This window comes from Rhodoglobus sp. GW821-FHT12B09 (assembly GCF_058809925.1).
In genome coordinates, this window is record NZ_JBXATB010000002.1 from 119864 (window position 1) to 138357 (window position 18494).

Annotated in this window: 17 protein-coding genes; 3 read left to right on the top strand and 14 right to left on the bottom strand. The window is 70.5% G+C overall.

Translation table 11 applies throughout. The features are described from left to right. Nucleotides 1-6 precede the first annotated feature (6 nt). From AC1RTC_RS05085 to infC, 4 genes are all read right to left on the bottom strand, one after another. Nucleotides 7-807, bottom strand: a complete 801-nt coding sequence (locus tag AC1RTC_RS05085; RefSeq protein WP_493154389.1) for a TrmH family RNA methyltransferase — start codon at nt 805-807, stop codon at nt 7-9. Between the two features lie 82 nt (nt 808-889). Continuing rightward, complete coding sequence (gene rplT, locus AC1RTC_RS05090; RefSeq protein WP_493154390.1) at nt 890-1276, bottom strand: 50S ribosomal protein L20; 387 nt, start codon at nt 1274-1276, stop codon at nt 890-892. Nucleotides 1277-1294: 18 nt separating this feature from the next. Further along, the gene (gene rpmI, locus AC1RTC_RS05095) at nt 1295-1489 is read right to left on the bottom strand and encodes a 50S ribosomal protein L35 (protein WP_493154391.1); all 195 of its coding nucleotides are present in this window, start codon (nt 1487-1489) and stop codon (nt 1295-1297) included. Continuing rightward, complete coding sequence (gene infC / locus AC1RTC_RS05100) at nt 1482-2246, bottom strand: translation initiation factor IF-3 (RefSeq protein ID WP_493154775.1); 765 nt, start codon at nt 2244-2246, stop codon at nt 1482-1484. The genes rpmI and infC overlap by 8 nt, the downstream gene beginning before the upstream one ends. Nucleotides 2247-2459: 213 nt before the next feature. Here infC and AC1RTC_RS05105 point away from each other — a divergent pair, with 213 nt between their 5' ends. Continuing rightward, a complete protein-coding gene (locus tag AC1RTC_RS05105; RefSeq protein ID WP_493154392.1) occupies nt 2460-2825 on the top strand; it encodes a DUF1844 domain-containing protein in 366 nt (121 codons plus the stop codon). A 157-nt stretch (nt 2826-2982) separates the two neighbouring features. On the opposite strand, the gene AC1RTC_RS05110 is transcribed toward AC1RTC_RS05105, so the two are convergent. From AC1RTC_RS05110 to AC1RTC_RS05135, 6 genes are read right to left on the bottom strand one after another with little or no spacing between them, the layout of a single operon-like run. Continuing rightward, nucleotides 2983-3732: an SseB family protein gene (locus AC1RTC_RS05110; RefSeq protein WP_493154393.1), complete on the bottom strand. Its 750-nt coding sequence runs from the start codon at nt 3730-3732 to the stop codon at nt 2983-2985. Next, nucleotides 3732-4481, bottom strand: coding sequence for a bifunctional 1-(5-phosphoribosyl)-5-((5-phosphoribosylamino)methylideneamino)imidazole-4-carboxamide isomerase/phosphoribosylanthranilate isomerase PriA (priA, locus tag AC1RTC_RS05115; RefSeq protein ID WP_493154394.1), 750 nt, complete (start codon nt 4479-4481; stop codon nt 3732-3734). Before priA ends, AC1RTC_RS05110 begins: the two co-directional genes overlap by 1 nt. Continuing rightward, a complete protein-coding gene (gene hisH, locus AC1RTC_RS05120; protein WP_493154395.1) occupies nt 4478-5155 on the bottom strand; it encodes an imidazole glycerol phosphate synthase subunit HisH in 678 nt (225 codons plus the stop codon). Before hisH ends, priA begins: the two co-directional genes overlap by 4 nt. Further along, the gene (hisB, locus tag AC1RTC_RS05125; protein WP_493154396.1) at nt 5112-5732 is read right to left on the bottom strand and encodes an imidazoleglycerol-phosphate dehydratase HisB; all 621 of its coding nucleotides are present in this window, start codon (nt 5730-5732) and stop codon (nt 5112-5114) included. The genes hisH and hisB overlap by 44 nt, the downstream gene beginning before the upstream one ends. A 19-nt stretch (nt 5733-5751) precedes the next feature. Then, entirely contained in the window at nt 5752-6825 is a 1074-nt protein-coding gene (locus tag AC1RTC_RS05130) for a histidinol-phosphate transaminase (RefSeq protein WP_493154397.1), read from the bottom strand. Between the two features lie 39 nt (nt 6826-6864). Further along, complete coding sequence (locus AC1RTC_RS05135) at nt 6865-7215, bottom strand: LysM peptidoglycan-binding domain-containing protein (protein WP_493154398.1); 351 nt, start codon at nt 7213-7215, stop codon at nt 6865-6867. A gap of 227 nt (nt 7216-7442) precedes the next feature. Here AC1RTC_RS05135 and lexA point away from each other — a divergent pair, with 227 nt between their 5' ends. Beyond that, nucleotides 7443-8114, top strand: a complete 672-nt coding sequence (gene lexA / locus AC1RTC_RS05140) for a transcriptional repressor LexA (protein ID WP_493154399.1) — start codon at nt 7443-7445, stop codon at nt 8112-8114. A 71-nt stretch (nt 8115-8185) separates the two neighbouring features. On the opposite strand, the gene metE is transcribed toward lexA, so the two are convergent. After that, complete coding sequence (gene metE, locus AC1RTC_RS05145; protein WP_493154400.1) at nt 8186-10498, bottom strand: 5-methyltetrahydropteroyltriglutamate--homocysteine S-methyltransferase; 2313 nt, start codon at nt 10496-10498, stop codon at nt 8186-8188. A 210-nt stretch (nt 10499-10708) separates the two neighbouring features. Between metE and metH the strand changes: the two genes are divergently transcribed. Then, on the top strand, nt 10709-14317 hold the full coding sequence (metH, locus tag AC1RTC_RS05150; protein WP_493154401.1) for a methionine synthase: 3609 nt from the start codon (nt 10709-10711) through the stop codon (nt 14315-14317). Between the two features lie 780 nt (nt 14318-15097). Here metH and AC1RTC_RS05155 read toward each other — a convergent pair. The 3 genes from AC1RTC_RS05155 to AC1RTC_RS05165 are packed head-to-tail and all read right to left on the bottom strand — an operon-like array spanning nt 15098 to nt 18460. Then, the gene (locus AC1RTC_RS05155; protein WP_493154402.1) at nt 15098-16993 is read right to left on the bottom strand and encodes an ATP-binding cassette domain-containing protein; all 1896 of its coding nucleotides are present in this window, start codon (nt 16991-16993) and stop codon (nt 15098-15100) included. Further along, nucleotides 16993-17502: a hypothetical protein gene (locus AC1RTC_RS05160; RefSeq protein ID WP_493154403.1), complete on the bottom strand. Its 510-nt coding sequence runs from the start codon at nt 17500-17502 to the stop codon at nt 16993-16995. The genes AC1RTC_RS05155 and AC1RTC_RS05160 overlap by 1 nt, the downstream gene beginning before the upstream one ends. Nucleotides 17503-17509: 7 nt before the next feature. Further along, complete coding sequence (locus AC1RTC_RS05165; protein ID WP_493154404.1) at nt 17510-18460, bottom strand: methylenetetrahydrofolate reductase; 951 nt, start codon at nt 18458-18460, stop codon at nt 17510-17512. Nucleotides 18461-18494: the final 34 nt, after the last annotated feature.

The window sequence follows — 18494 nt, forward strand, 5'->3', positions numbered from 1 at the left end:
TTGAGTTTAGCTGCGCTGCGCGAAGGCGCTTTCGTACAGGCACACCGAGGCCGCGGTTGCGAGGTTCATCGACTCCGCGTGGCCGTAGATCGGCACCGTGATGACCCAGTCGGCGAGGGCGTAGTGCTCGTCGCTGAGCCCGCGCGCCTCGTTCCCGAACAGCCACGCGGTGGGGGCCTCCAGTGCGCCCTTCTTGCGGGCGGCGAGCAGGTCGGCGCCCTTGATGTCGGCCGCGATCACCTGCAGGCCCGCGCCCTTTGCCTTCTCCACGACGCCCTCGAGGTCGGAGCCGACGGCCACCGGAAGGTGGAAGAGCGATCCGGTCGTGGCGCGCACGACCTTCGGGTTGTAGAGGTCGACGCTGCGGCCGGTCAGGATGACCGCGTCAGCCCCCGCGGCATCCGCCGCCCGGATGATCGTGCCGGCGTTGCCCGGGTCGCGCACCTCCTCGAGGATCGCGATGAGCTTGGGCTCCCCGCCCAGGATGTCCTTGAGGGAGGTCGGGAACTGGCGGCAGACCGCGATGATCCCCTGCGGGGTCACGGTGTCGGCCATCGCGTCGAGCACATGCTCGGTGACGAACTCGACCTCGAGGCCCGCCTCGGCGGCGCCCTTCGCGATGTCGGCGTACTTCTCGAGCGCCGTCGGAGTCGCGAACAGGTCGACCAGCAGCTCGGGCCGGTACAGCAGCGCCTCGGAGACCGCCTGCGGCCCTTCGAGCAGGAACAGGCCGGTCTCGGATCGCGCGTCCCGCTTCGCGAGCTTCGCCACGGCGCGGACGCGCGGTGAACGCGGGTTGTCGATCATGTGCCCCAGCCTATGGGGCGCGGGTAGACGAAAGGCCCCGGCGCGCGCTGGCGCTCGGGGCCTTTCGGTAGAACTGGTTCGACTACGCGACAACCTTGGGTGCCGACGTGTCAGCCGGGAGCGCTGCCTTGGCCGTCGCGACGATCGCGGCGAACGTGGCGGGCTCGGTGACCGCGAGGTCGGCGAGCATGCGGCGGTCGACCTCGATGCCGGCCAGGTTGAGGCCCTGGATGAGGCGGTTGTAGGTGAGGCCGTTCGCGCGCGACGCGGCGTTGATGCGCTGGATCCACAGGCGGCGGAAGTCGCCCTTGCGCGCACGGCGGTCACGGTACGCGTAGACGAGGGAGTGGGTGACCTGCTCCTTCGCCTTGCGGTAGAGGCGCGAACGCTGTCCGCGGTAGCCGGAGGCGCGCTCGAGGATGACGCGACGCTTCTTGTGGGCGTTTACTGCCCTCTTTACTCTTGCCATTGTTCTTGTCCCTGACCCTTACTTACCGAGAAGCTTCTTGATGACCTTGGCGTCGGCCGGAGCGAGAACGCGGTCCACACCGAGCTCGCGCTTCTTCTTGCCGCTCTTGGTCTCGAGGTGGTGGCGAAGGCCAGCCCCCTGCTTCATGACCTTGCCGCTACCGGTCAGCTTGAAGCGCTTCTTGGCACCGGAGTGCGTCTTCTGCTTAGGCATCCTTCACTTCTTCCTTCGTTGATACAGACTTCTTCGGTGGTGCTGTCGTTGCCGCCGGGGCCTTGGCCTCGACTACATCTTCGGCAGGCTCGGCCGCCGGTGCGGTCTCGACCGCGGGCAGTTCGGAGCCCGGTCCGCGACCGGCCTTGTTGGCGGCCTTGCGGGCGTCGGCCTCCGCTTTCGCGGTGGCCTTGTTCTTGTGGGGACCGATGACCATGACCATGTTGCGGCCGTCGATGGTCGGGGTCGACTCGACCGAGCCGAACTCCGACACGTCCTCCGCGAACTTCTGCAGCAGGCGCACGCCCTGCTCGGGGCGGGACTGCTCGCGGCCGCGGAACAGGATCATTGCCTTGACCTTGTCACCGCCCTGCAGGAAGCCCTCGGCGCGCTTGCGCTTCGTCTCATAGTCGTGGGTGTCGATCTTGAGGCGGAAACGAACCTCCTTGAGGATCGTGTTCGCCTGGTTGCGCCGCGCTTCCTTGGCCTTCTGGGCCTCTTCGTACTTGAACTTGCCGTAATCCATGATCTTGGCAACAGGAGGCTTGGAATTGGGAGCAACCTCAACCAAATCCAGGTCGGCCTCCTGGGCCAGACGCAGGGCGTCTTCGATACGGACGACGCCGACCTGCTCGCCGTTGGGGCCAACAAGACGGACCTCCGGAACGCGGATTCGGTCATTGGTACGGGGATCGCTGATGCGTGTACTCCTTGCTAGTTCGTGAGTGGTGGCGAATGCCGCACGAAGCAGAAGTATCCATGGCACAGGATGTGCCAAACACCCTTGAATGCTGCTCGTCGCGAACTCGGGGAACGGACGAACGGGGTGCAACTACCCGGTAACCTTGAGAAGCGGTCAACAGGTGGGAGGAGACTCCACTTTGTGTCCGGAGCTGTGTTCACAGGGAACAGCCCTCCGGAGCCTGTAGAAGAATAGCAGACGCCGCGCCAATCAGCTAAGGAACCATCGATGAGCGACGCCCCAGCCTATTCAGAGGACCGCTACGCGGACGACGAGATCCGCGACATCGCGGAGGTGCCAGCCATCGAGGTCATCAACACCGTCGCCGTGCACCTCATGAGCGCGGCGGCCGTCAAACTCGGGCTCTCCGATACTCCGGATGCGGCATCCGACATCGACCTCGACGAGGCGCGGAAGCTCATCACGGTGCTCGCCGGGTTGGTCACCGCTGCAGCGCCGGAGATCGGCGACCACCACGCCCGCCCGCTGCGGGACGGGCTGCGGTCACTTCAGCTGGCGTTCCGCGAGGAGTCGAGCATCCCGGATGCCCCCGGCAAGGGCCCCGGCGAGAAGCTCACCGGCCCCGTCAACTAGCGCGCCCCACCCGCGCCCCGCCCGCGCGCCACCCGCGCCCCCGAGAGCGCAGTTCGACGGGGTTGTGGCGCCCCGCACCGCGGCGAACTGCACTCTCGCGGCCCGCGGCACGGGCGGGCGTGCCGAGCGGGCGCGCCGAGCGGGCGCGCCGAGCGGGTCAGGCCGTGGCCAGCACCACGCGCATCGAGTCGACCCGTGCGGCGATGACCTCGCTCTCCGCCCAGCGCTGCTCCAGGCGCGCGAGCAGGGTGCCGAGGGCCGCCTGGTCGAGTCCCGGGGCGAGCGACAGCTGCACGATGAGCTCGGGCCCCGCCAGTCGCGAGCCAGGGTCGCCGGGGGCGAGCTGCACGGCGGCGACGGCGGACTCGGGCTCCGCGGCATCCAGGAACGCGCTGAGCACCTCGGTGTCGGCGTAGCTGGGCTTCCAGGGCTGCGACTGCGCGAGAGCCCACAGGGCGGGGCGGCGGATGACGTACTCGGTGTCGCTCCGCGGGTCGAGCACGACGAGGTCGGTGCTCTCGCTCGCCGCGGCAAGGGCGACCCTGCCCGCGGTCGCCGGCACCGGGCGTGCCGACGGGTTCCAGCGCGCCATCGCGTCGACCGAGGTGAACGCCGGGAGGACGGTGCGTCCGTCCGGGCCGGCGACGGTGACGATCGAGAGCTCCTGTGACTTGTCGTGCCCGTGCTCGTTGACTCCGCCCTCGCCGAGCTGGGCGACGAGCGGGATGAGCAGCCGCGAGTCGCGCAGGGCGTCGAGCACGTCGCCCTCGCCCAGGTCGTGCGCGTGGAAGCGGCGGATGGCCTCGACGAGCTTCTCCGGCGCGGAGCCGTCGTCGTCCGAGGCGGGGCCGTGCTCGAAGCTGCGGCCCTCCCACGGGACGCCCGCCGAGTCGGTGCCGCCGGCCACTACTTCGACGCTACGTCGATGGCCTCGGCCAGGGTGAAGGCCTTGGCGTAGAGCGCCTTGCCGACGATCGCGCCCTCCACCCCGTAAGGCACGAGCTCGCGCAGGTCGGCGAGGTCGTCGAGGGTCGCGACGCCGCCGGACGCGATGACCGGGCGGTCAGTGCTGTCGGCGACCTGCTTCAGCAGCTCCAGGTTCGGGCCCTTGAGGGTGCCGTCCTTCGTGACATCCGTGACGACGTAGCGGCAGCAGCCGGCGGCCTCCAGCCTGGCGAGGACGGTCCAGAGATCCCCGCCCTCCTGGGTCCAGCCGCGGGCCGCGAGGGTGGTGCCGCGAACGTCGAGGCCGACCGCGATGGCATCCCCGTACTCGGCGATCACGTGCGCGGCCCACTCCGGGTTCTCGAGGGCCGCCGTGCCGAGGTTGATGCGCTTGGCCCCGGTCGCGAGCGCGGCCTCGAGGCTCGCGTCATCCCGGATCCCGCCCGAGAGCTCGATGTTGACCGAGCGCGGGGTGTTCTTGATGACGCGCTTGATGACCGCGTGGTTGTTGCCCCGGCCGAACGCGGCGTCGAGGTCGACGAGGTGGATCCACTCCGCGCCCTGGTCGACCCAGAGCTGGGCGGCGCCCACGGGGTCGCCGTAGCTCGTCTCGCTGCCGGCCTCGCCCTGCGTGAGGCGGACTGCCTTGCCGTCGGCGACGTCGACCGCGGGCAGGAGAACGAGGCTCGGGGTCGTCGTGAACTCACTCATAGTGTCTGCAGCCAATTCTTCAGTAGTCGGATGCCGGCCTCGCCGGACTTCTCGGGGTGGAACTGGGTAGCCATGAGCGGCCCGTTCTCGACGGCGGCAAGGAACCTGCTGCCGTGCACCGCCCACGTGAGCTTAGGTTGCGGGAACGGGTCGTGCACCTCGAGCGTCCACTCCTGTGCCGCGTAGCTGTGCACGAAGTAGAAGCGCTCGTCCGCGACGCCCTCGAACAGCCTCGTGCCGGCGGGCGCCTCGACGGTGTTCCACCCCATGTGCGGGAGCACCGGGGCATCCAGTTCGGTGACCACTCCCGGCCACTCCCCCAGCCCCGGGGTGTCATTGCCCCGCTCCACACCGTGCTCGAACAGCACCTGCATGCCGACGCAGATCCCGAGGACGGGCCGGCTGCCGGTCAGCCGCTTCTCCACGATGGCGCCGCCGCGCACGGTGGCGAGCTGGCGCGCGACAGCCTCGAAGGCGCCGACCCCGGGTACGACGAGCCCGTCCGCAGCCTCGGCTGCAGAGCGGTCCGCGGTCAGGGTGACGCGTGCGCCCGCGAGCTCGAGGGCCTTCGCAGCGGAGTGCACGTTGCCTGAGCCGTAGTCGAGAATGACGACGGAGGGGTTGATCACCTTAGAGCGCGCCCTTTGTCGACGGGATGCCGCTGACCCGGGCATCCGGAGCGACAGCGAACCTGAAGGCGCGCGCGAAGGCCTTGAACTCAGCCTCGGCGATGTGGTGGGGATCGCGGCCGCCCAGCACCGTGACATGCACCGTGATGGCCGCGTTGAACGCGATCGCCTCGAAGACGTGGCGCAGCATCGAGCCCGTGAAGTGGCCGCCGATGAGGTGGTGCTCGAAGCCCGCGGGCTCGCCGGTGTGCACGAGGTACGGCCGGCCCGAGACATCCACGACCGCCTGCACGAGCGCCTCGTCGAGGGGCACAAGAGCATCGCCGAAGCGCGAGATGCCCGCCTTGTCGCCGAGCGCCTGCTTGATCGCGGTGCCGAGCGTGATGCCGATGTCCTCGACCGTGTGGTGCACGTCGATGTGGGTGTCGCCGGTCGCCTTGACGCTCAGGTCGACGAGCGAGTGCTTGGAGAACGCGGTGAGCAGGTGGTCGAAGAACGGCACGGAGGTGTCGATCGACGAGGTGCCCGTGCCGTCGAGGTCGAGGCTGAGCTCGATGCTCGACTCGCTCGTGGCGCGCGAGAGCGTCGCGGTGCGATCTGTGGCGGGTGCCGGTCCGGTCATGCGTCGATCCTACCGAGAGCTACCGAGCGCTGATGCGCGCGAGCGCGTCGAGGAAGATCGTCGTCTCCGCATCGCTGCCCGCGGTGACGCGAAGGTGGTGCGGGATGCCGACGTCCCGGATGATGATGTCGTTCTCGAGCAGTTCCTCGAACACGGCGTGCGGATCCTCGACCCCGCCGAACAGCACGAAGTTCGCGGCGCTCGGGAGCGGGGTGTAGCCGAGCTCGGGCAGGGCCGCGATCATCCGGTCGCGCTGGCGCTTGATGTCGTCGACCATGGCCAGCATCTCGGGGGCGTGGGCGAGGGCCGCGATCGCCGCCGCCTGGGTGAGCGCCGAGAGGTGGTACGGCAGGCGGACGAGCCGCAGCGCGTCGGTGGCGGCCGGGTCGGCCGCGAGGTAGCCGAGCCGGGCACCCGCGAACGCGAATGCCTTGCTCATGGTGCGGCTGATCAGCAGGCGCGGCCGCCCCTCGAGCAGCGTGAGGGCGGTGTCGCCCTCCTGGAACTCCGCGTAGGCCTCGTCGACGAGCAGGATGCCCGGCGTCGCGTCGTACGCCGCGACGATGGTCTCGAGGCTGAGCGGGGTGCCGGTCGGGTTGTTCGGCGAGCACAGGAACACGATGTCGGGCTGCTCGCGGCGGATCGCCTCGACAACCGTCTCGGGCGACAGCTCGTAGCCCGCGTCGCGCTCGGCGGTGACCCAGCGGGTTCCGGTGCCGTTGGCGATGATCGAGTGCATCGAGTAGGTGGGCGGGAAGCCGAGCAGGCTGCGGCCCGGGCCGCCGAAGGCCTGGAGCACCTGCTGCAGGACTTCGTTGGAGCCGTTGGCCGCCCAGATGTTCTCCGCGCTCAGCCCGTGCCCGAGGTAGGCGGCGAGCGACTCGCGCAGCTGGGTGAACTCGCGGTCGGGATAGCGGTTGACGCCCATCACGGCCGCCGCCAGCGCCATGACGATGTCGGTGGCGACCGCCTCCGGGATCGCGTGGGTGTTCTCGTTGACGTTGAGCTGCACTCGCACGTGCTCCTGCGGGGCGCCGTAGGGCGTGAGGCCCCGCAAGTCATCACGGATCGGGAGGTCGGAGAGTTCAGTCACCACGCAAGCCTAGAAGGCCCGAGCGGGTGCAGCGCGCCCTCAGCGGAGGGTGGTGGGGATCGCGAGCTCCTGGCCCGCGTACACGTCTGCACCGTCGAGCTGGTTGAACTGCACGATCTGCGCGATCACGTCGCGCGGGTCAGACTGCGGCGCAAGCTCCTCAGCGAGCTGCCACAGGGTCTGGCCCGACTCGACGGTCACGTACTCGAACGGCACGTTCGAGCCCTCGAGGGAGGCGGTCGCTCCCCCGCCGTTGAGCGCGAACAGGAACGCCGCGATCACGAGTGGTGTGGCCGCGAGGGTCGTGAGAACCGCGCGGCCACGCTGAGTGAGGCGCAGCTTGGGCGCCGCGGGACGGGCAAAGCCGCTTCCGATAACCACCGTGCTCATCTGCTGCTCCTCAAGTTATCCGTGCCCCGCAGCGGCCGGGCTGACGGGACACGAAGTCTGTTAGTAGGTATGTTCCGAACATACATTCGAACCACCGGTATTTCAAGTAGATCTTCGAACAGACCACCGACATTCACCCGACACACTCGAATTTATGTTTGGTTTTGGCCTTCTCGACGGATACAGTTTCGAATGAGCCACTGACATTGGCAGGAACGGGGAACCACATGGATGCCGAGAACGGCGCAAGCGGCACACGCCGCCGCACGAGCCTGAGCGACAAGCAGCTCGCGATCCTGGACGTCATCCAGCGCTCCGTCTCCGCGCGCGGCTACCCGCCGAGCATGCGCGAGATCGGCGACGCCGTCGGCCTCTCCTCGCTGTCGAGCGTCACCCACCAGCTAGGCCAGCTCGAGCTGAGCGGCTATCTGCGCCGCGACCCGAACCGCCCGCGCGCGATGGAGGTGCTGATCGACCTCCCCGGCAGCACGGAGGACGCGCCGGAGAACGCCCCCTCCGTCGGAGACGCTGTCATGGTGCCCCTGGTCGGCCGCATCGCCGCCGGTATCCCCATCACCGCCGACCAGCAGATCGACGAGGTCTTCCCGCTCCCGCGCCAGCTCACCGGCAAGGGCGAGCTCTTCATGCTCAAGGTCGTCGGCGAGTCCATGATCGACGCTGCGATCTGCGACGGAGACTGGGTGGTCGTCCGCCAGCAGAAGACCGCCGAGAACGGCGATATCGTCGCGGCCATGCTCGACAACGAGGCGACCGTGAAGGTGTTCCGCCAGCGCGACGGCCACACCTGGCTCCTGCCCCGCAACTCCAACTTCGAGCCCATCCTGGGCGACCACGCCGAGGTCCTCGGCAAGGTCGTCACGGTGCTGCGGAGTCTCTAGGAGCTAGAGCGCGAGGGGCCCCGGATGCTGCATCCGGGGCCCCTCGTGGTTTCGATACGGCGCCGGGGCGCCTACTCAACCCGCCTTAGCCGCGCCGCCCGGGTGGCCGTGAGGATGTTCCTGAGCGACTCCACCGTCTCGTCGTACCCGCGGGTCTTGAGGCCGCAGTCGGGGTTGACCCAGACCTGGCGCTCGGGGATGGAGCCGAGAGCGATGTCGATCAGCTCGCCCACTTCCTCCACCGACGGCACGCGGGGCGAGTGGATGTCGTAGACACCGGGGCCGATGTCCCGGCCGAAGCCGCTCGACTTGATGTCGGGCACGACCTCCATCTTCGAGCGGGCCGCCTCGATCGAGGTGACGTCGGCGTCGAGCCGGTTTATCGCATCGATGACGACGCCGAACTCCGAGTAGCAGAGGTGGGTGTGGATCTGGGTCGCATCGACGACGCCGGCCGTCGCCAGCCGGAACGACCCGACCGACCAGTCGAGGTAGTCGTCGTGGTCCTTCTTCTTCAGCGGCAGCAGCTCTCGCAGTGCAGGCTCGTCGACCTGGATGATCCCGATGCCGGCGGCCTCCAGGTCCGCGATCTCGTCGCGCAGCGCAAGGGCGACCTGGTTGGCGGTCTCGCGCAGCGGCTGGTCGTCGCGCACGAACGACCACGCGAGGATCGTGACCGGGCCGGTGAGCATCCCCTTGACGGGCTTCGACGTGAGCGACTGGGTGTACGTCGACCACTCGACCGTGATGGGTGCCGGGCGAGATACATCGCCCCACAGGATCGACGGACGGGTACAGCGGGAGCCGTAGGACTGCACCCAGCCGTTCTGGGTCACGGCGAAGCCGTCCAGGTTCTCGGCGAAGTACTGCACCATGTCGTTGCGCTCGGGCTCGCCGTGCACGAGCACGTCGAGGCCGATCTCCTCCTGCAGGTCGACGACGCGCTTGATCTCCTCGCGCATGGCCTGGTTGTACTGCTCCTCGGAGATGGCCCCGGACACGAGGGCGGCGCGCTGCTTGCGGATGTCGCCGGTCTGCGGGAAGGAGCCGATAGTGGTCGTCGGCAGGAACGGCAGGCCGAGGGCGGCGTCCTGCGCCGCGAGGCGGGCCGCGTACTCGCCGCGGGAGAAGTCGGCGCCGGTGAGGGCGGCGGCACGGGCGCGAACCGCTCCGTCGCGCACGCCCGCCGCACGGTGACGGTCGTCGAGGGCCGCGGTCGCGGCATCCAACTCTGCCTGAATGGCGGCCCGGCCCTCGGTGAGGCCCTTCGCGAGCGTGGCGATCTGCCCGACCTTCTGGTCAGCGAAGGCGAGCCAGCTCTTCAGCTGCTCGCCCAGCAGGGGCTCGTCGTCGACGTCGTGCGGGGTGTGGAAGAGGCTGGTGGATGACGACACCGCGACGTTCGCGCTGAGGCCGCGAAGGGACTCGAGCGCGGAGAACGCCGCCTCGAGGTTGCCGCGCCAGATGTTGTGACCGTCGACGACGCCGCCCACGAGCACCTTGTCGGTGCGGAGGCCGGCGTCGGGAACCGCGCCCTTGACGAGGTCGAGCCCGATTGCCTCGACGGGCGTGCCGAGCAGTACCGGGAGGGCGTCGTCGAGCGAGCCGTAGGGCGCCGCGACGAAGATGCTCGGGCGGGCCGGGACGGCGCCCAGCAGGTCGTACGCGCGCTTGGTGGCGGCGAGCACGGCGTCGCGCGGCACGTCGATGCTCTCGCTCACGAGGGCGGGCTCGTCGAGCTGCACCCAGTCGGCTCCCACGGCAGTGAGGGCGGCGATGAGCTCCGCGTAGACGGGCAGCAGGTCGTCGAGGCGGTCGAGCGGGAGGTACCCCTCTGGCGCACCCTCGGACGGCTTGGACAGCAGCAGGAAGGTGACCGGGCCGACGATCACCGGGCGGGTGCGGAAACCCGAGACGGTGGCCTCGGCGACCTCGCGCAGAAGGCGGTCGGAGGCGAGGTGGAAGTCGGTCTCGGGGCCGATCTCCGGCACGAGGTAGTGGTAGTTGGAGTCGAACCACTTGGTCATCTCGGCGGGGGTGTCAGCACCCTCCCCGCGCGCGATGGTGAAGTAGCCGGCCAGGTCGACGGTGCCGTCGGCCTTGACGAGCCGCTCGAACCTGGTCGGCACGGCGCCGACCGTGACCGCGGCATCCAGGACCTGGTCGTAGTAGGAGAAGGCCTCCGGGATCGACGAGTCTGTGCGGCCGAGGCCGAGCGACGCGAGGCGCTCGCGCGTGGCGGCGCGGAGTGCCGCCGCCGTGGCCTCGAGCTCCTCGGCCGTGATCGTGCCCGCCCAGAACGCCTCGACGGCCTTCTTGAGCTCGCGCCGACGGCCGATGCGCGGGTACCCGAGGATGGTGCCGGTGGGGAAGGTGGCGGACATGGCGGTTCTCCATTCGTGGTGGCGTTCGAAGGGAGATCACGGATGCCCGGCCCCTCGACGTGCTCCGCCCCGGCCGACGGCACAACCGTCTGTCGCGGGCGGGTGCCGGGCTCGGCTTTCGCTTGCTCCAACCCTAGCCAGACCGGCCGCGCGCCCGCCTTTTGTTACGAGGCAACGGCCTTTGTTACCGCGCCCGAATAAGCTGGTGGGATGCCCTCCGCGTCGCTCGCCGACATCCGAACGCTTCCCCTGCCCCGTCGCTCCGAAGAGCTCCTGAGCGCTGTTCGGGAGCGAGTCGTCATCGCCGACGGCGCCATGGGGACCATGCTCCAGGATGCCGGGCCGACGCTCGACGACTTCGAGCAGCACGAGGGCTGCAACGAGGTCCTCAACGTCTCGCGGCCCGACATCGTGGACGCCATCCACCGGGCCTACCTCGACACCGGCATCGACGCCGTGGAGACCAACACGTTCGGCGCCAACTGGTCGAACCTCTCCGACTACGGCATCGAGGACCGCATCGAGGAGCTCGCGCGCGCCGGCGCCGAGATCGCCCGCGCCGCCGTGGAGGCCTACGAGTCGGCCGACGGCAGGACGCGGTGGGTGCTCGGCTCGATGGGGCCCGGCACGAAGCTCCCGAGCCTCGGCCACACCACCTACGACCACCTCAAGGTGTCGTTCGCCGAGCAGGCCAAGGGCCTCATCCTCGGCGGGGTGGACGCCCTCCTCGTCGAGACGTCACAGGACCTGCTGCAGGCCAAGGCGGCGGTCAACGGCGGCAAAGCGGCGATGGCGGAGACGGGCATCCGGCTGCCGATCTTCGTGGAGGTGACCGTGGAGCTCACGGGCACCATGCTCATGGGCAGCGAGATCGCCGCGGCCCTCACCACCCTCGAGCCCCTCGGCATCGACATGATCGGGCTCAACTGCGCAACCGGGCCCGAGGAGATGAGCGAGCACCTCCGGCACCTCTCCAAGCACGCGCACATCCCTGTGATGTGCATGCCCAACGCCGGCCTCCCGGTGCTCGGCGCGAACGGCGCGAGCTACCCGCTGACGCCCGACGAGCTCGCGGTCGCCCACGAGCAGTTCGTCAGGGAGTTCGGCCTCGGCCTCGTCGGCGGGTGCTGCGGCACGACCCCGGCGCACCTGCGCGCCGTCGTGGAGCGGATCGGCGGGGCGCGGGCAGGCGCCCGCACGATCGAAGAGGACGCGGGCGTCGCGAGCCTCTACCAGCACGTGCCCTTCGACCAGGACTCCTCCTACCTCGCGATCGGCGAGCGGACCAACGCCAACGGCTCGCTCGCCTTCCGCGAGGCGATGCTGGAGGAGCGCTGGGACGACTGCGTCGACATCGCGCGCAACCAGGTGCGCGAGGGCGCCCACCTGCTCGACGTGTGCATCGACTACGTCGGCCGCGACGGCGTCGCCGATATGCGCTCCGTAGTGTCCCGGCTCGCGAGCGCCTCCACCCTGCCGCTCGTCATCGACTCGACGGAGCCCGCGGTGCTGCAGGCGGGGATGGAGCTGATCGGCGGCCGGCCCGTCGTGAACTCGGTGAACTTCGAGGACGGGGAGGGGCCCGACTCCCGCTTCAACCGGATCATGCCGCTCGTCAAGGAGCATGGCGCCGCGGTCGTCGCCCTGACGATCGACGAGGAGGGTCAGGCCCGCACCGCCGAGAACAAGGTGCGCATCGCCTCGCGGCTCGTCGACACGCTGGTCGGCACCTGGGGCATGCGCGTCGAGGACATCATCGTCGACGCCCTCACGTTCCCGATCGCCACCGGCCAGGAGGAGACGCGGCGCGACGCGATCGAGACGATCGAGGCGATTCGGCAGATCACCGCGAAGTACCCGGGCATCCACACGACGCTCGGCGTCTCGAACGTCTCCTTCGGGCTCAACCCGGCGGCGCGCTCCGTCCTCAACTCCGTGTTCCTCCACGAGGCGGTCGAGGCCGGCCTCACCTCGGCGATCGTCAACGCCGCGAAGATCGTGCCGCTCGCGTCTGTTCCGGATGACCGCCGCAAGGTCGCCCTGGACCTCGTGTGGGACAGGCGCGAGTACGACGCCGAGGGCAACCTCACCTACGACCCGCTGTCGGCCATGCTCGACCTGTTCGCGGGAGTGGACTCGGCGGCGCTCAAGGACCAGCGCGCGGCCGAACTCGCGGCCCTCCCGGTCGGCGAGCGGCTCGAGCGCCGCATTATCGACGGCGAGGCGAAGGGGCTCGAGGCTGACCTCGACCTCGCGCGCTCCGACGGCATGACGGCGCTCGGGATCATCAACGACCACCTGCTCGCCGGCATGCAGGTCGTCGGCGCCCGTTTCGGCAGCGGCGAGATGCAGCTCCCGTTCGTGCTGCAGTCCGCAGAGGTCATGAAGACCGCCGTCGCCCTGCTGGAACCGCACATGGAGAAGTCTGACGCCGCGGGCAAGGGCACCATGGTGATCGGCACCGTGCGCGGCGATGTCCACGACATCGGCAAGAACCTGGTCGACATCATCCTCACCAACAACGGCTACGACGTGATCAACATCGGCATCAAGCAGCCGTTGAGCGAGTTCATCCGCGCCGCCGAGGAGCACAACGCGGACGTCATCGGCATGAGCGGCCTGCTGGTCAAGTCGACAGTCGTGATGAAGGAGAACCTGCTAGAGCTGAACTCCCGGGGGCTCGCGAAGCGCTGGCCCGTGCTCCTGGGCGGCGCCGCCCTCACCCGCGCCTACGTCGAGGACGACCTGGCATCGATGTTCGACGGGGAGGTGCGCTACGCCCGGGACGCGTTCGAGGGCCTCGTCCTCATGGAGCCCCTCGTGGCGATCGCCCGCGGGGCCGACGCCGCGGAGGTCGGGCTGCCGCCCCTCAAGAAGCGCATCCACGCGCGCGCCACGATCGACATCACCCCGCCCGAGGACATGCCCGCCCGCTCCGACGTCGCGACGGACAACCCCGTCCCGGCCCCGCCGTTCTGGGGCACCAGGATCGTGCGCGGTGTGGCGCTGGCCGAGTACTCGGCATTCCTCGACGAGCGCGCGACGTTCATGGGCCAGTGGGGCCTGAAGCCCAGCAGGGCCGAGGACGGCGCGAGCTACGAGGAGCTGGTCGCGACGGAGGGCCGTCCGCGCCTGCGCTACTGGCTCGACCGGATCCTCGCGGAGGGGATGCTCGACGCGTCCGTCGCGTACGGATACTTCCCTGCCTACTCCGAGGGCAACGACCTGGTCATCCTCCATCACGGCGACGACCCCACCGGCGCGGTCGGCCCGGCCGGCCTGCTCTCGCCCGACGGCGGTTCGGGCGGCCCCGTCGGCACCGAGCGCCTGCGGTTCACCTTCCCGCGGCAGCGCCGCGACGGACACCTGTGCCTCGCGGACTACGTGCGCCCGAAGGACTCGGGCGAGATCGACGTGGTCGCGCTGCAGCTGGTGACGGCGGGCTCCGCGGTCGACGCCTTCACCGCGCAGATGTTCGCCCAGAACAAGTACCGCGACTACCTCGAGCTGAACGGGCTCACGATGCAGCTGACCGAGGCGCTTGCCGAGTACTGGCACTCCCGGGTGCGCTCGGAGCTCGGCTTCGGCGACGAGGACCCGGACAGCATCGCCGGGATGTTCAAGCTCGACTACCGCGGCGCGCGCTTCTCGCTGGGATACCCCGCGTGCCCCGACATGGAAGACCGTCGGAAGGTCGTCGAGCTGCTAAAGCCCGGGCGGATGGGCGTCGAACTGTCTGAGGAGCTTCAGCTGCACCCGGAGCAGTCGACGGACGCCTTCGTGTTCCACCACCCGGCCGCGCGCTACTTCTCGGTGTGAGGCGAGCCCGCCCCACCTTGGCGCGGCGGAGTGCGGCGAGGACGGCGGGACCGACGAGGAGTATCCCGACGGTCGTCGTGATGGCGCGCACCGTATCCCAGGTGAGGGTCGACGTCACGAGGGAGTACAGCCCGAACGAGGCCAGGTTCTGCCCGAGCGGGCCGCCGGAGACATAGGAGATGCCCGTTCCGCCGCCCACGGCGAACGGCCAGAACCAGAAGTTCATGAGCAGGCCGAACGCGTACGACGCGACGATGCCGTAGGCGACGAGCGCGAGCAGCTCCCACCGCCGCGACCGGATCCGCGGCAGGAGCCCGGCGCCCGCCGCGACCCAGCCGCACGCGAATACCTGGAACGGCGTCCACGGCCCGATCCCGCCCCACAGCACGGACGAGAGCGCGATGGTGAGCATCCCGAGCAGGAAGCCGAATCGGGCGCCGTACGCCCGCCCCGCGAGGATCAGCACGACGAACACGGCCTCGACGCCGCCGACCCCGGTGCCGGCGATCCGGACCGCGGCGCCGACCGCGGCGAGCACGCCCAGCAGCGCGACTGTGGTCGCCGAGTGCATCTGCCGGTCGAGCCCGAGCGCCACGGCGATCACGACGGCCGGCACCACCGCGAGAGCCACGACGGGCACCGCCGCCTGCGCGTCCGTCGGCAGTGCTGCCGCAACCAGGGGCCACGCGAACCCGGCGAGCCCGAGCACGCTCGCGACCACGAGCGACCAGCGGGACCACGCCTCGCTGCCGCCCGCCGCGCGCGTCTGTTGGAGGGCGGTCATGTCGTCGCCCCGACTCGCTCGTCGAGCCGCCCGGCCGACATCCTGAGAGTGCGGGTGGCGTAGCGGGCGGCGAACTCGCCGTCGTGGGTCGCCAGCAGGACGGCGGTTCCGGATGCCGCGACGGCCCGCAGCGCGCCACCGACGAGTGCCCGGGCCGCAGCGTCCAGGCCGCGGCTGGGCTCGTCCACGAGCAGCACCCGCGGTCGCGCCGAGAGCTGGATCGCGAGCACGAGGCAGAGCCGCTCCCCCGCGGAGAGCTCCCGCGGGTGCCGGTCCCCCTCGATCGCGCGCCCGAGGAACCGCGCGAGCAGCGCCGCCGTGCCCTGTCCGCCCCCGGCACGATCCGCCCGCCGGCACTCCTCGTCCACCGTCGTGGCGAAGAGGAGGTCGTCGAACGCCTCCGGGACGAGCGCCACCGCGCTCCGGCGGGCGCGGGGCTTGAGGCGCGAGAGGTCGATGCCGTCGACGAGAACGGAGCCGGCGGGCCTGGCCATCGCGTGGAGCAGGCTGCTCTTGCCCGCCCCGTTCGGCCCGCGCAGCGCGACGATCTCGCCGGCCGCGAGAGTGAGGCTCACGGCGTCGACAGCGGTGCGGCCGGCGTGGTCGACGGACACGCTCCTGACCTCGGCGATGGTGGGTCCGGCCGCGACCGGCAGTACGGCAGGGAGTTCGGCGGCGGCCGCAGCGCTCCACGGGAACAGGCCGCCATCGCGGAGCTCGAGGCGGGCATCCGGGCGATCGCCCCAGTCAGCCGGGTCGTGCTCGGCCACGACGACGCAGACGCCGGCCTCGTGGGCCAGCGCGTCGAGGACGCCGACCACCCGGTGCCGGGCTGCGTCGTCGAGCTCGGCCAGCGGCTCGTCGACGAGCAGGAGCACGGGATGCTCGACCAGCGCTGCGGCGATGGCCACGAGGCAGGCCTCCCCCGCGGAGAGGGCGTGGATCTCCCGGCCGAGCAGGTGTGCGATCCCGAGCCGCTCGGCGACCTCGCCGGTGCGATCGGCGACGATCGAGGGGGCCACGCCCCGGTTGGCGAGCGCGAAGCCGATCTCCTCGGCAACGGTGCCCGCCACGAACGAGAGCCGCACCGACTGGAGCACGACGCCCACGAAGCCCGCAGTCTCGCGGGGCGGCACCGCGAGGCGGTCGACGCCGCCCACCTCCACCGTGCCGCGCTGGACACCGCCGGAGACGTGCTGGACGAGTCCGCTCATCGCGTGCAGCAGCGTGGACTTCCCCGAGCCCGTAGCCCCCGACAGCAGGGTGAGGGTACCGGGCGCCAGGTCGAGGTCGACGCCCTCGAGGCACCAGCGGTCCCCGTAGCCCAGCGAGACGCGCCTGAGCACCGCGGGATGCTCGCACCGCCCCTCCGCCCGCCCGGTCGCCGCAAAGCCCCTGACCTCCATGGAGGCGCCGAGGGCGATGGCGCGCTCGACAGTCTGCTCGAGGACGGGGACGAGCAGCGACGCCGCCCCGCGCTCAGCGCGCAGCTCCCGTGCCACCCGCACCCGGCGCACCGAGTCGAGCATCGCGGGGAACGTCGCCCAGGCGACAACCAGGGCCCGCGACACCGTGCGCACCGGCCCTCTGACCGCGCCGCGCGCGAGCAGCGCCCGCACGTCGACGACAGTGGAGAGGATGCCGAACGCCAGGAGGAGCACCGCGAACGGGACCGCGGTCAGCGCCGCGTTGGCGATCCCCCCGGTCGTGACGGGGCCGAACAAGGTGACGTGCTCGAACGGACCGGCCAGCCGGATGCGCGGGACGTCGACGATCAGAGCACCGCCGCCGCCCGCGCCGCCGAACACCACGCGGTAGACCACGCGCAGGACGACGAAGCCCGCGGCGAGCAGGACGGCGCCCCGCAGCGGCGCGAAGCGCGTCCTGAGCATCAGCCCTGCGGCGGGGTGGACTCGGTGCCGGGCGTGTAGACGAGGCCCACGGACTGGCCCGCCTCGAGCTGGAGGGTGCTCACGCCCTCCTGGGCGTACTCCCACTCGGAGTCGGGCGCGGTCTTGACCCACAGGGCCCAGTAGGCGACCGAGTTGAGGGTCTGGCACGACTCGGTGAAGGGCGCCTGGCCCTCGATCGTGACGGTCTCCTCCGCCGACGGCTCGCCGTTGACCCGGCAGACCACCTGGTCGCCGTAGTCCACCGTGCCCTCGGTCGTGACGCCCGCCTCCGACAGCACGTCGGTGGCGGCGCCCGCGGCCGCGCACGACTCTACCGAGGGCTCGTCGAGCACCCCGAAGTCGACGACCACGGTGACCTGCTCGCAGCCCTCCGCCGGCGCCTGCGTGGGCGTGGGGCTGGAGTTCGGGGCCGCCGCGGTCGAGCATCCGGCGAGAGCCAGGGCGGCCAGGATGAGGAGGGGTGCGGCGGTACGGCTGAGACGGGTCATGACTTCCTTACTGTGACGTGTGACGTGCTGTGGTGTCGAGCAGGCCCGCGCCCTCCAGGACGGCGAGCGGGACCTCCGCGTTGTTGAAGGTATAGAGGTGCACGCCGTCGGCGCCGCCCGCGAGGACCCGCTGGGCGAGGTCGATGCTCGCCTCCAGCCCCACGCGCGCCGCGGCGTCCGCGTCCGGCGCGGCTTCGAGCGCGGCGAGCAGCTCACGGGGCATGGGCTCCCCCGACAGCTCGATTGTTCGGCGCAGCCGCTGAACGCTGACCACGGGCATGATGCCGGGCAGGATGCGCATCGTGACGCCCGCGGCACGGGCATCCGCCACGAACTCCAGGTACTCGTCGGCGGCGAAGAACAGCTGGGTGATCGCGAGGTTCGCGCCCGCGGCCTCCTTGGCCAGGAGGGTGTCGATGTCCTGCGCGCGCGAGCGCGAGCGCGGGTGCCCATTCGGGAAGGTCGCGACGGCGATGGTGACCTTCTCCCCGCTGCGGAGGCGCTTTGCCGCGGGGAAGCCCGGCATCTCGCCGAAGCTGAACGGGCTGCGCTCGGCCTGGACCCGGTGGATGAGCTGCACGAGCTCTCCCGCCGTGGCGATGTCTCCCAGGAAGTCGTCGCTCTCGGTCTGGCCGGGGGGCGGATCGCCGCGCAGCGCGAGGAAGCTCGTCACCCCCTCGTCGAGGAACTCGCGGATGACCCGGCTCGCCTCGGCGTACGACGAGCCCACGCAGGTCAGGTGCGCCATCGCGCGGACACGGTGCTCGCGGATAAGACGGCCCAGCACCGCGAGCGATGCGGCACGGTCAGGGCCCGTCGGGCGGTAGGTGACCGAGATGAACTCCGGACCGACGGCGGAGAGGCGGTCGATCGAGTCGAACAGCTTCGCCTCGGCCGCGGGCGTGCGCGGCGGATAGAGCTCGAACGAGAACGTGGGACAGGCGGGGTCTCCAGCCACAGCACTCCCCTTCGGTCGACGAGACGGTCCGAGT

Excerpts from the sequence above, each read along its gene's own strand:
- hisB (WP_493154396.1), bottom strand. The coding sequence starts at position 5,732 with ATGACCGGACCGGCACCCGCCACAGATCGCACCGCGACGCTCTCGCGC.
- hisH (WP_493154395.1), bottom strand. The coding sequence starts at position 5,155 with ATGCCCGGGTCAGCGGCATCCCGTCGACAAAGGGCGCGCTCTAAGGTG.
- AC1RTC_RS05105 (WP_493154392.1), top strand. The coding sequence starts at position 2,460 with ATGAGCGACGCCCCAGCCTATTCAGAGGACCGCTACGCGGACGACGAG.
- lexA (WP_493154399.1), top strand. The coding sequence starts at position 7,443 with ATGGATGCCGAGAACGGCGCAAGCGGCACACGCCGCCGCACGAGCCTG.
- AC1RTC_RS05160 (WP_493154403.1), bottom strand. The coding sequence starts at position 17,502 with ATGACCCGTCTCAGCCGTACCGCCGCACCCCTCCTCATCCTGGCCGCC.
- rpmI (WP_493154391.1), bottom strand. The coding sequence starts at position 1,489 with ATGCCTAAGCAGAAGACGCACTCCGGTGCCAAGAAGCGCTTCAAGCTG.
- AC1RTC_RS05155 (WP_493154402.1), bottom strand. The coding sequence starts at position 16,993 with ATGCTCAGGACGCGCTTCGCGCCGCTGCGGGGCGCCGTCCTGCTCGCC.
- rplT (WP_493154390.1), bottom strand. The coding sequence starts at position 1,276 with ATGGCAAGAGTAAAGAGGGCAGTAAACGCCCACAAGAAGCGTCGCGTC.
- metE (WP_493154400.1), bottom strand. The coding sequence starts at position 10,498 with ATGTCCGCCACCTTCCCCACCGGCACCATCCTCGGGTACCCGCGCATC.
- priA (WP_493154394.1), bottom strand. The coding sequence starts at position 4,481 with ATGAGTGAGTTCACGACGACCCCGAGCCTCGTTCTCCTGCCCGCGGTC.
- AC1RTC_RS05135 (WP_493154398.1), bottom strand. The coding sequence starts at position 7,215 with ATGAGCACGGTGGTTATCGGAAGCGGCTTTGCCCGTCCCGCGGCGCCC.
- AC1RTC_RS05085 (WP_493154389.1), bottom strand. The coding sequence starts at position 807 with ATGATCGACAACCCGCGTTCACCGCGCGTCCGCGCCGTGGCGAAGCTC.
- metH (WP_493154401.1), top strand. The coding sequence starts at position 10,709 with ATGCCCTCCGCGTCGCTCGCCGACATCCGAACGCTTCCCCTGCCCCGT.